At 69.8% G+C, this 14,041-nt stretch carries 8 protein-coding genes; 4 read left to right on the top strand and 4 right to left on the bottom strand.

The genetic code is table 11. The features are described 5' to 3' along the window. Window positions 1-102 precede the first annotated feature (102 nt). Together OG714_RS33510 and OG714_RS33505 are read left to right on the top strand one after the other, a co-directional pair. A complete protein-coding gene (locus OG714_RS33510) occupies window positions 103-834 on the top strand; it encodes an MBL fold metallo-hydrolase (RefSeq protein ID WP_406126634.1) in 732 nt (243 codons plus the stop codon). 34 nt (window positions 835-868) lie between these two features. Next, window positions 869-1,678: a DUF3097 domain-containing protein gene (locus OG714_RS33505; RefSeq protein WP_406126633.1), complete on the top strand. Its 810-nt coding sequence runs from the start codon at window positions 869-871 to the stop codon at window positions 1,676-1,678. 33 nt (window positions 1,679-1,711) lie between these two features. On the opposite strand, the gene hemW is transcribed toward OG714_RS33505, so the two are convergent. Continuing rightward, window positions 1,712-2,944: a radical SAM family heme chaperone HemW gene (hemW, locus tag OG714_RS33500; RefSeq protein ID WP_406126631.1), complete on the bottom strand. Its 1,233-nt coding sequence runs from the start codon at window positions 2,942-2,944 to the stop codon at window positions 1,712-1,714. A 40-nt stretch (window positions 2,945-2,984) separates the two neighbouring features. Next, a complete protein-coding gene (locus OG714_RS33495) occupies window positions 2,985-4,916 on the bottom strand; it encodes a SpoIIE family protein phosphatase (RefSeq protein ID WP_406126629.1) in 1,932 nt (643 codons plus the stop codon). Window positions 4,917-5,018: 102 nt separating this feature from the next. Between OG714_RS33495 and OG714_RS33490 the strand changes: the two genes are divergently transcribed. Further along, window positions 5,019-9,158, top strand: coding sequence for a HAMP domain-containing protein (locus OG714_RS33490; protein ID WP_406126628.1), 4,140 nt, complete (start codon window positions 5,019-5,021; stop codon window positions 9,156-9,158). A gap of 12 nt (window positions 9,159-9,170) precedes the next feature. Further along, entirely contained in the window at window positions 9,171-9,746 is a 576-nt protein-coding gene (locus OG714_RS33485; protein WP_406126626.1) for a two-component system response regulator, read from the top strand. 108 nt (window positions 9,747-9,854) lie between these two features. Here the strand turns inward: OG714_RS33485 and OG714_RS33480 are convergent, their stop codons facing one another. Beyond that, entirely contained in the window at window positions 9,855-11,741 is a 1,887-nt protein-coding gene (locus OG714_RS33480; RefSeq protein WP_406126624.1) for an AMP-dependent synthetase/ligase, read from the bottom strand. 214 nt (window positions 11,742-11,955) lie between these two features. Further along, window positions 11,956-13,830 (bottom strand): translation elongation factor 4, encoded by a 1,875-nt coding sequence (gene lepA / locus OG714_RS33475; RefSeq protein ID WP_365300338.1) that lies wholly within the window; start codon window positions 13,828-13,830, stop codon window positions 11,956-11,958. Window positions 13,831-14,041 lie beyond the last annotated feature (211 nt).

The raw sequence follows: 14,041 nt of genomic DNA, 5'->3' as shown, positions 1-14,041 counted from the left end.
TGCCAGCGTTCCCCGGCCCAGTGTACGGCCGTGAGGTACACCCCGGGCAAGGCCGGTCCTGCGATGCCATGCCCTGAGTGCCGTCACCGTTAGCGTCGCCGTATGACGGTGACTTGGGAAGAGGCGGGGTGGGAGCGGCTGGCCGCCGGGGTGGGGCGGTGCCGGCTCCCTGGCTGGGACTGCACGGTCGGGCTGGTGATCGGCGGGGACTCGGCGCTGTTGATCGACGCGGGGTCGAGCCTGGCGGAGGGCGCACGGTTGCGCGGGCAGGCGCAGGCGCTGGCCGGGCGCCGTGTGCCGCTTCTCGCGCTCACCCACCTCCATTTCGACCATGTCTTCGGGGCGGCGGTGTTCGCGGGGGCGACGGTTTTCGTGGGCGGGGGCGCGAGCGGGGTGTTCGAGCGCGGGGGCGAGGAGCTGCTGGCCGACGCTGTGCGCAACGGGCTGGACCCGCGGGCGGCGGAGAACGCGGCGGACGTCTTCGTGCACCCCCGCGAATGCGTGTACGTGTGGGGTCAGGGTCGGATGCGGCTGGAACTGGACGGCGGCCCGGAGGTGCTGCTGGTGCACAGCCGGGGACACACCGACCACGATCTCGCGGTCATGGTGCCGGGCGACCCGCCGGTCGTGTTCTGCGGCGACCTGGTCGAGGAGTCCGGCGAACCGCAGGCGGGCCCCGACGCCGTACCGGGTCTCTGGCCGGCCGCCCTGGACCGCCTCCTCGAACTGGGCGGGGAGGACGCGGTGTACGTGCCCGGTCACGGAGCGGTGGTGGACGCGGGGTTCGTGCGGGCCCAACGGGACGCGTTGGCAACGCGTTTCGGCGTGTCGTGACGGTGGTCGGCCCGGTTCTCCTATCGTCATCCGAATGCGCCAGTACTCCGCCGACCTGACCCCGCCGTGGAAGAAGCCCAAGCCGGCCCCCGAGGTCCCCGCGGAGGCGGGCCTGGTGGTCGAGGAGCCGGGCACCGGTTTCTGCGGCGCGGTGATCCGCTGCGAGGCCGGCACGGTCACCCTGGAGGACCGCTTCGGCAAGCACCGGGTGTTCCCGATGGAGCCGAGCGGCTTCCTCCTGGAGGGCAGGGTGGTGACCCTGGTCAGGCCCGTGTCGAGTCCGCTACGGCCCACGCGTACGGCGTCCGGTTCGGTGGCAGTCCCCGGCGCACGCGCGCGCGTGGCTCGCGCCGGGCGGATCTACGTCGAGGGCCGGCACGACGCCGAACTCGTCGAGCGGGTGTGGGGCGACGACCTGCGCATCGAGGGCGTGGTGGTCGAGTACCTGGAGGGCGTCGACGATCTGCCGGCCATCGTGGAGGAGTTCGCCCCGGGCCCGGACGCGCGGTTGGGCATCCTGGTCGACCACCTGCTCCCCGGCACCAAGGAGTGGCGCATCGCCCAGTCGGTCACGAGTGAGCACGCGCTGGTCGTGGGCCACCCGTACATCGACATCTGGGAGGCCGTGAAACCGTCCTCCGTGGGCATCGCCGCGTGGCCCCGCGTCCCGCACGGGCAGGACTGGAAGACGGGGGTGTGCCGGGCGTTGGGTTGGCCGGAAAACACCGGTGCGGTGTGGCAGGCGATTCTGGCCAGGGTGGGGTCTTACCGGGATCTGGAGCCGGAACTGCTGGGGCGGGTGGAGGAGTTGATCGACTTCGTCACGGCACCCGAAGACAGCTGACGGACACCGACGAGTGCTGACGGGTCGATCCGGTCAGTCCACCAGGTCCCGCACCACCGCGTCCGCCAGCAGCCGCCCCCGCAGGGTGAGCACGGCGCTCCCCTCCTCGTACGGCCCCGCCTCCAGCAGCCCCTCCCCCAGCGCCCGGCGCGAAGCCGCGAGCCCCTCCGGACGGAGCAGGTCAAGCGGGGCGCCCTCGCGGAGTCGTAGCTCCAGGAGGATGCGTTCCACCCGGCGGTCCTCCTCGGAGAGGATCTCCCGGCCCGCGCCCGGTGAGCGGCCTGCCGCCAGCGCCCCCGCGTACGCCCCCGGGTGCTTCACGTTCCACCACCGCACCCCGCCCACGTGCGAGTGCGCTCCGGGGCCCGCGCCCCACCAGTCGGCGCCGCGCCAGTAGAGCTCGTTGTGGAGACAACGGCCGGAATTCGACGTCGCCCAGTTCGAGACCTCGTACCAGTCGAAGCCCGCCGCCGACATCACCTCGTCGGCGATCAGATAGCGGTCGGCGTGGACGTCGTCGTCCGTCATCGGGACCTCGCCGCGGCGGATGCGGCGGGCGAGCTGGGTGCCCTCCTCGACGATCAGGGCGTACGCGCTGATGTGGTCGGGGCCCGCGCCGAGGGCGGAGTCGAGGGAAGCGCGCCAGTCGTCGTCGGTCTCGCCGGGGGTGCCGTAGATCAGGTCGAGGTTGACGTGCTCGAAGCCGGCCGCGCGGGCCTCCGCGACGCAGGCCTCGGGGCGGCCGGGGGTGTGGGTGCGGTCGAGGACTTTCAGTACGTGTTGTTTCGCGCTCTGCATGCCGAAGGAGACGCGGTTGAAGCCGCCGTCGCGGAGGGCGGCGAGGTAGGCGGGGTCCACCGACTCCGGGTTCGCCTCCGTGGTGATCTCCGCGTCCGGTGCCAGGCCGAACTCGTCGCGGATCGCGCCCAGCATCCGTACGAGATCGCCCGCCGCCAGCAGCGTGGGGGTGCCGCCGCCGACGAAGACCGTGCGGACCGGGCGTGGGTCGTCGCCGAGGACCTTGCGGGCCAGGCGGACCTCGTCGATCAGGGTGTCCGCGTAGTTGTCGCGGGAGGCCAGCACTCCGCCCGTGCCGCGCAGCTCGGTCGCCGTGTAGGTGTTGAAGTCGCAGTAGCCGCAGCGGGTCGCGCAGTACGGGACGTGCAGATAGAACCCGAGGGGGCGGTCGGCGGCCCCGGCGAGCGCCGGTGCGGGCAGGGCGCCGTCGTCGGGGACGGGATCGCCGTCGGGGAGTGCGGAAGGCATGTCCTCCATTGTCCAGCACCGGTGCGGCTGACCGCTCCGCCTATTCCGCCTGGAGCACCAGCAGCGCCATGTCGTCCTCCGGGGGACGGCCGCCGAACTCGTGCACCAGGCGTTTGATGCGCTCCGCGATCAGCTCGGCGCTCAGTCCCGCGCATCCGGCGAGCGCGGTCGCCAGCCCGTCGCCGTCGTCGAACTGGACCGGGCCGGAGCGCCGCTCGGTCACCCCGTCCGTGACGCACAACAGGCTGTCGCCGGGCCGCAGTTCGAAGGTCTCGCTGGTGTACGTCGCGTCCTCGACGACCCCGAGGAGGGTCTGCGGGCGGGCTGCCGTACCGACGCTGCCGTCCGGTCCGAGGAGCAGTGGCAGCGGGTGTCCGGCGGAGGCGAGGGTGCAGCGGACGCCGCCGTCGAAGGGGACCAGCTCGCCGTAGAGGAGGGAGAGGAAGCGGGGGCCGTCGCCGACCGGGCCCGGCATGCCGCCCGCCGCCACGAGCGCGTGGGCGGCCGCGTCGGCGGCCTCGGTGGCGTCGTCGAGGAGGAGCTGGTTGAGGCGGTCGAGGACGTCGGCGACGCCGTAGCCCTCGCGGGCGAGGAGCCGTAGCCAGGGGCGGGCCAGTCCGATCACCACGGCGGCCTCGGGGCCCTTACCCTGGACGTCGCCGAGGGCGAAGCACCAGCGCCCGTCGCCGGCCGGGAAGAGGTCGTAGAAGTCGCCGCTGGGGCCGCCCTTGTCGCAGGGTTCGTAGACGAGGGCGCTGTGCAGACCGGGGATCTCGGCGACGGCGCCGGGCAGCAGGCCGCGCTGGAGGACGCGGCTGATGGTGGCCTGGCGGGCGTACTGGCGGGCCGCGCCGATCGCGAGCGCGACGCGGCGGCTGAGGTCCTCGACCAGGCCGGTGACCTCGTCGGGGAAGCGCGGCAGCCCGGACCGTCCGATGACCAGCGTGCCGAGCGGCCGGCCGCCCGCGATCAGCCGGTACGCCAGCGCCGCGCCGTACGTCCCGTGCGGGCCGAGGGCGTCGGCGGGCCAGGGGTAGGACACGGGCCGCAGGGAGTCGGGCGGGCGGGGCGGGTTCTTCTCCAGGGCGCCGCGCAGTTCCTCGATGCGGTTCTCGCTGCCGTGCCAGACCCGGGCGAGGCGCGGCCCGGCGCTGCTCCCGGCGCCCTCGCCCCAGCCTCCGCCGCGGCCCGTCGCCTCGTCCTCCAGCCATACGGCGCACCAGTCGGCCAGCCGCGGCACGATCAGCTGTCCGGCGAGCGCGGCGACGAGGTCCTCGTCGAGCTGTCCGGCGAGCAGGTCGGAGGCCTCGGCGAGGAAGGACAGGGCGCCGCGGCCGAGCCAGTCCCGGTCGTGTTCGGCGCGCTGCGGGTCGCCCCGCCCGGGCGTGTTCGAAGGTGGGGGAGGTTCGGGGGCGAGGATCTCGGCGACGCGCAGGCCGCGCTCCCCCGCGTACGTCTCCAACTCCTCGGCGGCCGGGGTGCCTTCGGCGGGCAGGCGGGCCCAGACGGTCTTGGTGCCGGTGCGGTAGGTGACGCCCCAGGACTCCGCGAGGGTGGAGACGAGGCGCAGGCCGCGGCCGAACTCCGGTGTCTCGTAGGCCGGTTCGGCGCTGTTGTCGCGCGGGGCGCGGGAGGGGTGGTGGTCGGCGACCTCGACGACGACCGAGTCCGTGTCCTCCAGGCGGCACACCAGCTCGACGTCCGTGCCCGCGTGGACGACGGCGTTGGTGACGAGTTCGCTGACGACGACCATCGCGTCGTCGGCCAGCCGGTCGGTGAGCATCTCGCTGCCGGGCAGGCCGAGTTCGGCCCATTCGCGGAGCGTGGCACGCACCAGGCCGCGGGCGGAACCGGGCGCGAGGGAGCTGCCCGAGAGCGTCGCGCGCACCGTCGTACGCCGGTCCGCGCCGTGGTGCGCGGGCGCATCGGGAGCACGTGAAGTGGTCTCCCGTTGCGTCGGTATGGCCCCCATGCGCAGCTCCCCGAGCAGTTCGGACGAATACGCCTCGATCGATGCGGACAGAGTGACAGACTGGCCGCGGCCATAAGCGCCGAGTTACCGAAGTGGGCCGCCATGAGTGAGAACAGTGCTACGCGTGTGCTCGAAGACGGTCACAAAGACGACTGGATTCGAGCATCCGATCTCCGTCCGCTGCTCGCCGTGATGACGGCCGCCCGCGACGGCGACTTCACGAAGGCGCCGGAGACGGGCCACGGCCTGGTGGCCGAACTGACCGCCGCCTTCAACCAGATCATGGACCGCAGTACCCACTTCAACTCCGAGACACAGCGCGTCAAACGGGAGCTGGTGCGCCACGGCCGCCTCGACGAACGCCTCTCCGCCAGCCCCGGCCAGGGCGGCTGGACGTCCCGGGTCAACGACGTCAACCAGCTCCTCGACGCCTTGGTCGCCCCGGCCGCCAACGCGACCCGCGTCCTGGACGCGGTGGCGGGCGGCGACCTGACCCAGCGGGTCGATCTGCACGACGGCAGCAGGCAGTTGCGCGGTGATCTACGGCACCTGGGCCGGGCCGTGAACAAGATGGTGGATCAACTCTCCCTGTTCACCGGCGAGGTGACCCGGGTGGCCCGCGAGGTCGGCACCGAGGGCAGACTCGGCGGACGGGCCAAGGTGACGCGGCTGTCCGGCAGTTGGCGTGATGTGACCGAGGCGGTCAACACGATGGCGTCCCGGCTGACCGCGCAGGTGCGGGACATCGCCCTGGTGACCACGGCGGTGGCGCGCGGCGACCTGACGCGTACGGTCACCGTCGAGGCGACCGGTGAGCTGCTCGAACTGAAGCTCACCGTGAACACGATGGTCGACCAGCTGTCGGCCTTCGCGGACGAGGTGACGCGCGTCGCCCGCGAGGTCGGCACCGAGGGGCAGTTGGGCGGACGCGCCCAGGTGCGGGGCGTGTCCGGGGTCTGGAAGGACCTCACCGACAACGTCAACTTCATGGCGTCGAACCTGACGTCGCAGGTCCGCAACATCGCCCAGGTGACGACGGCCGTGGCGAACGGCGATCTGTCCCAGAAGATCACGGTCGACGCGCAGGGCGAGATCCTCGAACTGAAGTCGACCATCAACACGATGGTCGACCAGCTCTCCGCCTTCGCTGACGAAGTGACGCGCGTCGCCCGCGAGGTCGGCACCGAGGGCAACCTCGGCGGACGCGCCCAGGTGCGGGGGGTCTCCGGGGTCTGGAAGGACCTCACCGACAACGTCAACTTCATGGCGGACAACCTGACTTCACAGGTCAGGAACATCGCGCTGGTGTCCACCGCCGTCGCGCAGGGCGACCTCGGCAAGAAGATCACGGTGGAGGCCAAGGGCGAGATCCTGGAGCTGAAGTCCACGATCAACACGATGGTGGACCAGCTCTCGGCCTTCGCGGACGAGGTGACGCGCGTGGCCCGCGAGGTCGGCACCGAGGGCAACCTCGGTGGTCAGGCGCAGGTGCGGGGGGTCTCCGGGGTCTGGAAGGACCTCACGGACAACGTCAACTTCATGGCCCTGAACCTGACTTCACAGGTGCGGAACATCGCGCAGGTGACGACCGCGGTGGCCAACGGCGATCTGTCGAAGAAGATCACCGTCGACGCGCGCGGCGAAATCCTCGAACTCAAGGACACCGTCAACACGATGGTGGAGCAGCTGCGCGCCTTCGCCGACGAGGTGACCCGGGTGGCCCGCGAGGTCGGCACCGACGGCCGACTCGGCGGCCGCGCCCAGGTGTTGGGCGTCTCGGGTGTCTGGCGGGACCTGACCGACAACGTCAACTACATGGCCGACAACCTGACTTCGCAGGTGCGGAACATCGCCCAGGTCGCGACCGCGGTGGCGCAGGGCGATCTGTCGAAGAAGATCGACGTGGACGCGCGCGGCGAGATCCTGGAGCTGAAGACCACCATCAACACGATGGTCGACACCCTCTCCTCCTTCTCCTCCGAGGTCACCCGGGTCGCCCGCGAGGTCGGCTCCGAGGGCCAACTCGGCGGCCAGGCACGGGTGGAGGGCGTCTACGGCACCTGGAAGCGCCTGACGACCAACGTGAACGAACTCGCGCTCAACCTCACCACGCAGGTCCGCGCGATCGCCGAGGTGGCCTCGGCGGTGGCCCAGGGCGACATGTCCCGCTCGATCACGGTGGAGACCCAGGGCGAGGTCACCGAACTGAAGGACAACATCAACCTGATGGTGGCCAACCTCCGCGAGACGACCCGCGCGAAGGACTGGCTGGAGTCCAACCTGGCCCGCCTCGCGGCCCTGATGCAGGGGCACCGGGACCTGATGGAGGTCGCCGACCTGATCCTGCGCGAGCTGACCCCGCTGGTGAACGCGCAGTACGGGGCGTTCTTCCTGGCCGATCCCGACGAGGACAGTCTGCGAACGGCCATCCCCGCCAAGGGACTTGCCTTCATCGCCGGGTACGGGTCGGCGCAGGGCGCGACCGTGGACACGGGCGGTATGCCGGTGCACGGTCTGGTCCGGCAGGCGGCGCGGGAGAAGAAGCGGATCCTGGTGGAGGAGGCCCCGCCGGACTACATCAAGATCAACAGCGGGCTCGGTGAAGCCGCCCCGGCGAGTGTGGTCATCATCCCGATCATCTTCGAGGACAAGCTCCTCGGCGTGATCGAACTGGCCTCCTTCTCCCGCTTCTCCGACGTCCACCTCGCCTTCTTCGACCAGTTCGTGAACACCATCGGCGTCGCGATCAACACCATCATCGCCAACTCCCGCACGGAGTCCCTGCTCGGCCAGTCCCAGCGGCTGGCGACGCAGTTGCAGGAACGTTCGGACGAACTCCAGAAGCAGCAGGCCGAGTTGCAGCGGTCCAACGCCGAACTGGAGGAGAAGGCGGCCCTGTTGGCGACCTCCTCGCAGTACAAGTCGGAGTTCCTGGCGAACATGAGCCATGAGCTGCGCACCCCGCTGAACTCGCTGCTGATTCTGGCGCGCTTGTTGTCGGACAACCCGGACGGCCATCTCTCCGACCAGGAAGTGCAGTTCGCGACCACGATCCACCGCTCCGGCTCGGACCTGCTCCAGCTCATCAACGACATCCTCGACCTGTCGAAGATCGAGGCCGGCCGGATGGACGTACGCCCGAAGCGGCTTCCGCTCATCAAGCTCCTCGACTACGTCCACGCCACGTTCCGCCCGCTCACCCTGGACCGGGGGCTCGCCTTCGAGGTGTCGGTCGGCGAGGACGTGCCGCGCGAGATGTGGTCGGACGAGCAGCGGCTCCAGCAGATCCTGCGCAACCTGCTGTCCAACGCCATCAAGTTCACCGCGACGGGCCGCGTCGAACTCCGCGTCAACCGGGTCAAGGACCCCGAGCACCGCTACTCCGACGACAGCGACGAGGTCATCGTGTTCGCCGTCTCCGACACCGGGATCGGGATCGCCGCCGAGAAACTCCCGGTGATCTTCGAGGCGTTCCAGCAGGCCGACGGCACGACCAACCGCAAGTACGGCGGCACGGGGCTGGGGTTGTCCATCAGCCGCGAGATCTCCGGCCTGCTGGGCGGCCGTATCGTCGCCGAGAGCGAGCCGGGGCGAGGGTCCACCTTCACTCTCTACGTCCCCGTCGTCAGCCCCGGGCACGCGGCGGGCGGCGCGCCGCTCACCGAGGACCGCGAACTGCCGCTGCTGCCGGAGCAGTTGTCCAGCGAGCCGTTCACCTCGACCGAGGTGGACGACTCGTGGCCGACACCCACCAAGCTGGAGGCGTGGAAGGCCGGGCGGGCGGGTCAAGTGCTGCCCGGGCGGCGGGTGTTGATCGTGGACGACGACATCCGCAACGTCTTCGCGCTCACCCATGTGCTGGGCCGGGTCGGCATGCCGGTGCTCTACGCGGAGAACGGCCGCGAGGGCATCGAGACCCTGGAGCGCAATCCCGACGTCGAACTCGTGCTGATGGACATCATGATGCCGGAGATGGACGGGTACGAGACCATCGCCGCCATCCGCCGCGCCCCGCGCTGGACCGGACTGCCCATCGTCGCGCTCACCGCCAAGGCGATGCCCGGCGACCGGGAGAAGTCCATCGCGCGGGGCGCCAACGACTACGTACCGAAGCCGGTGGATGTCGATCAGTTGCTGACCGTCGTCTGCGCCCTCCTGGACCCCGAGGCCGCGTCCGAGGACATCACGGTGGCGGATCCGGGTACTTCAGGAGAAGCGGCGGTTCCGCCGACGACTGAGTGAGGCACAGCCATCATGAGCGCTGAGGCAACGACCGACGAGCGCGCCAGCATCCTCCTGGTCGACGACATGGAGGACAACCTGGTCGCGCTGGAGGCTGTCCTGCGGTCCCTCAACGAGCCGCTGGTACGGGCTCGTTCGGGCGAGGAGGCGATGAAGGCGCTGCTGCGGCAGCGCTTCGCCGTGGTTCTGCTGGACATCCGGATGCCGGGCATGGACGGGTTCGAGACCGCCGCCAACATCAAACGGCTCGACCAGACCAAGGACGTGCCGATCATCTTCCTGACCGGCACGGACTCGGACGCGGGGTATGCGTTCCGGGGGTATGCCACGGGTGCCGCCGACTACCTGACCAAGCCGTTCGATCCCTGGGTGCTGCGGGCCAAGGTCACCGTTTTTCTCGAACTGCACCGTAAGAACCAGTTGTTGGAGCGGATGCTGGCGCGTGAGCAGGGGCAGTTCGATGAACTGGCGTTGCGGCTCAAGGAAGTTGAGGCGCAGATGGCCGCGAGTTCGGTGGATGAGGTGCAGGAACTTCGGCGTCAGGTGCGGGAGATGGGGCAGCTGGTGAGGGATATGCGGCGGCGTTAGGCCTGGTGGGTGCGTTGTTGCCTGCGGGCCGGTGGGGGCTTGTCGCGCAGTTCCCCGCGCCCCTGATGGGCCCCGCGGCCCCTTCGGGGCGCGGGGCCCATCACATGGTCACGCCTCGCGCGAGCCCGCGTACATCTCGTCGATCAGGTGCTTGTACTCCCGTTCCACCACCGGGCGCTTGAGCTTGAGGCTCGGGGTGATCTCGCCGTGTTCGACGTCGAGGTCGCGCGGGAGGAGGCGGAACTTCTTGATGGTCTGCCAGCGCTGGAGGCCCTCGTTGAGTTCCTTGACGTAGCCCTCGACCATGGCGACCGTCGCGGGTGCGGCGACGACCTCGGCGTAGGACTTGCCGGCCAGGTCGTTGTCCTTCGCCCACTCCAGGATGGACGGTTCGTCGAGGGAGATGAGGGCGGTGCAGAAGTTCCGGTCGGCGCCGTGGACCAGGATGTTGGAGACGTAGGGGCAGACGGCCTTGAACTGGCCCTCGACCTCGGCCGGCGCGATGTACTTGCCGCCGGAGGTCTTGATCAGGTCCTTCTTGCGGTCCGTGATGCGCAGGTAGCCGTCCGGGGACAGCTCGCCGATGTCGCCGGTGTGGAACCAGCCGTCCGACTCCAGGACCTCGGCGGTCTTCTCGGGGAGGCCGTGGTAGCCCTCCATGATGCCGGGGCCGCGCAGCAGGATCTCGCCGTCGTCCGCGATGCGCACCTCCGTGCCGGGCAGCGGCTTGCCGACCGTGCCGGTGCGGTAGGCCTCACCGGGGTTCACGAAGGAGGCCGCGGAGGACTCGGTGAGGCCGTAGCCCTCAAGGATGTGGATGCCGGCGCCGGCGAAGAAGTAGCCGATGTCGGGCGCGAGCGCGGCCGAACCGGAGACGCACGCGCGCAGCTTGCCGCCGAAGGCCTCGCGGATCTTCGCGTAGACCAGCGCGTCGGCGACCTTGTGCTTGGCGGCGAGACCGAAGGGCGCGGTGGCCGTGCCGGTGCGGCGGAAGTTGTCCTGGGTGACCTTGGCGTACTCGCGGGCGACCTCGGCGGCCCACTGGAAGATCTTGTACTTGGAGGCACCGCCTGCGCGTGCCTTCGCGGCGACGCCGTTGTAGACCTTCTCGAAGATGCGCGGGACGGCCGCCATGTACGTCGGCTGCACGATCGGCAGGTTCTCGATGATCTTGTCGACGCGGCCGTCGACGGCGGTGACGTGCCCGATCTCGATGTGCCCGGAGGTGAGCACCTTGCCGAAGACGTGGGCGAGCGGCAGCCACAGGTACTGCACGTCCTCGGGGCCGAGCAGTCCGGTCGCGGCGATGGCCTTCGCCAGGTACGACCAGTTGTCGTGCGGGAGGCGGACGCCCTTGGGGCGGCCGGTCGTACCCGAGGTGTAGATGATCGTCGCGAGCTGGTCCTTGGTGATGGCCCCGACCCGCTCCTTGATCAGGTCCGGGTTCTTCTCCAGGTACGCGGCACCGCGCTGCTCCAGCTCGGCGAGGGTCAGCACCCAGTCGCCTTCGTCGGCTCCGGTCTCGACGCCGGTGGGGTCGATGACCACGACGTGCGTCAGCTCGGGCAGGTCGGCGCGCTTCTCCCGGGCCTTGGCGAGCTGCGCCGCGTCCTCCGCGATCAGGATCCTGCTGTCGGAGTCGGCGAGGATGAACGTCGACTCGTCGGCGTTGGTCTGCGGATACACCGTGGTCGTGGCGGCGCCGGCGCACAGGATGCCCAGGTCGGCGAGGATCCACTCGACGCGGGTGGCGGAGGCGAGGGCGACGCGCTGCTCGGGCTCCACGCCCAGCTCGATCAGGCCGGCCGCGATGGCGTAGACCCGCTCGGCGGCCTGCGCCCAGGTCAGCGACTTCCAGTCGTCGGGGCCCTCACCTGAGGCCGCCGGCACCGGGTAGCGGTAGGCCTCGGCGTCCGGCGTGGCCGCCACGCGCTCCAGGAAGAGGCCCGCCACGGACGGCGGACGGTTCTCGATCAGGGTCTGTGTGTCGCTCACGACATCCTCCGGGCCCGCGACAGTGCGGCTGGCTCATTGCTACGGCTGTTGTTTAACTCGCGAGTAACTATCGAGCAGTGATCAGAGTAAGCCGCGACCGGCCGGTGCGTAAGGGGCGGCGGACGGTCACTTCGAACAGAGCCGTGACCACTTCGTACAGACCCAACACATAGGGCCCGCCGCGCAAAAGCGCAACGGGCCCCATGAATCGCCGCTACTTCTTGCCCTTGGCTCCGGGACCGCTGTCGTCGCTGGACAGCACCGCGATGAAGGCCTCCTGGGGAACCTCCACGGAACCCACCATCTTCATCCGCTTCTTGCCCTCCTTCTGCTTCTCCAGCAGCTTCCGCTTACGGGAGATGTCACCGCCGTAGCACTTGGCGAGGACGTCCTTGCGGATGGCGCGGATGGTCTCGCGGGCGATGACCCGGGAGCCGATCGCGGCCTGGATGGGCACCTCGAAGGCCTGCCGCGGAATGAGTTCCCGCAGCTTGGCGACCAGTCGCACGCCGTACGCGTACGCCGCGTCCTTGTGCGTGATCGCCGAGAAGGCGTCCACCTTGTCGCCGTGCAGCAGGATGTCGACCTTGACCAGGCTGGAGTCGACCTCGCCGGTGGGCTCGTAGTCGAGCGAGGCGTAGCCGCGGGTCTTGGACTTCAGCTGGTCGAAGAAGTCGAAGACGATCTCCGCGAGGGGGAGCGTGTAGCGGATCTCGACCCGGTCCTCGGACAGGTAGTCCATGCCGAGCAGGGTGCCGCGCCGGGTCTGGCACAGCTCCATGATCGAACCGATGAACTCCGACGGCGCGAGGATCGTCGCGCGGACGACGGGCTCGTAGACCTTGTCGATCTTCCCCTCGGGGAACTCGCTCGGGTTGGTGACGACGTGCTCGCTGCCGTCCTCCATCTCGACCCGGTACACCACGTTCGGCGCGGTCGCGATGAGGTCGAGGCCGAACTCGCGCTCCAGCCGCTCCCGGATCACGTCCAGGTGCAGCAGCCCGAGGAAACCGACGCGGAAGCCGAAGCCCAGCGCCGCCGAGGTCTCCGGCTCGTAGACGAGCGCGGCGTCGTTGAGCTGGAGCTTGTCGAGGGCCTCGCGCAGCTCCGGGTAGTCGGACCCGTCCAGCGGATACAGGCCCGAGAAGACCATCGGCTTGGGGTCCTTGTAACCGCCGAGCGCCTCGGTCGCGCCCTTGTGCAGGGTGGTGATCGTGTCACCGACCTTGGACTGGCGGACGTCCTTCACACCGGTGATCAGATAGCCGACCTCGCCGACCCCGAGGCCGTCCGCGCCGAGCATCTCCGGCGAGTTCGTCCCGATCTCCAGCAGCTCGTGCGTGGCGTTCGTGGACATCATCCGGATCTTCTCGCGCTTGGTGAGCTGTCCGTCGATGACCCTGATGTACGTCACGACACCGCGGTAGGAGTCGTAGACGGAGTCGAAGATCATGGCGCGGGCGGGCGCGTCCGCGTTCCCGACCGGCGCCGGGACCTCCTTGACGACCTTGTTCAGCAGTACGTCGACACCGATACCGGTCTTGGCGGACACCCGCAGCACGTCGTCGGGGTCGCACCCGACGAGGTTGGCCAGCTCCTCCGCGAACTTCTCGGGCTGCGCGGCCGGCAGGTCGATCTTGTTCAGTACGGGGATGATCGTGAGGTCGTTCTCCATCGCCAGGTAGAGGTTGGCGAGGGTTTGGGCCTCGATGCCCTGGGCGGCGTCCACGAGCAGCACGGTGCCCTCGCAGGCGGCGAGCGACCGCGAGACCTCGTACGTGAAGTCGACGTGTCCCGGGGTGTCGATCATGTTGAGGATGTGGGTACTGCCCTTGTCGGCCCCCTCGGTGGGGGCCCACGGCAGACGCACCGCCTGGGACTTGATCGTGATGCCACGCTCGCGCTCGATGTCCATGCGGTCGAGGTACTGAGCACGCATCTGCCGACTGTCGACCACTCCGGTCAGCTGGAGCATCCGGTCGGCGAGCGTGGACTTGCCGTGGTCGATGTGCGCGATGATGCAGAAATTGCGGATCAGCGCCGGGTCGGTACGGCTCGGCTCGGGCACATGGCTGGGGATCGCGGGCACGCAGGGTCCTGATTCTTGAGGCGTCCGCAGTGTCTGCGGTCTCGGGTCGGATCGATACGTAGGCTCCATCGTCCCACGCGTGGGAGGTGCGGTCCGGTTTGGGCCGGTGCGGGTGGGTAACCATGGGGGTTTTCGCGGGTCGGTCCGGGGGCGGGTTCGGCGGCTCAGGGGCTGCTCGGGAAGTGGGGGAAGCGGTCGGGTATGTCTCGGG

It is taken from the genome of Streptomyces sp. NBC_00989 (assembly GCF_045162655.1).
Lineage (GTDB): Bacteria > Actinomycetota > Actinomycetes > Streptomycetales > Streptomycetaceae > Streptomyces.
This window is presented reverse-complemented; position numbering and strand designations above follow the sequence as displayed.

Coding starts and splice junctions, on each gene's coding strand:
- hemW (WP_406126631.1), bottom strand. CDS start 2,944: ATGCCTTCCGCACTCCCCGACGGCGATCCCGTCCCCGACGACGGCGCC.
- OG714_RS33505 (WP_406126633.1), top strand. CDS start 869: ATGCGCCAGTACTCCGCCGACCTGACCCCGCCGTGGAAGAAGCCCAAG.
- OG714_RS33510 (WP_406126634.1), top strand. CDS start 103: ATGACGGTGACTTGGGAAGAGGCGGGGTGGGAGCGGCTGGCCGCCGGG.
- OG714_RS33495 (WP_406126629.1), bottom strand. CDS start 4,916: ATGGGGGCCATACCGACGCAACGGGAGACCACTTCACGTGCTCCCGAT.
- OG714_RS33490 (WP_406126628.1), top strand. CDS start 5,019: ATGAGTGAGAACAGTGCTACGCGTGTGCTCGAAGACGGTCACAAAGAC.
- OG714_RS33485 (WP_406126626.1), top strand. CDS start 9,171: ATGAGCGCTGAGGCAACGACCGACGAGCGCGCCAGCATCCTCCTGGTC.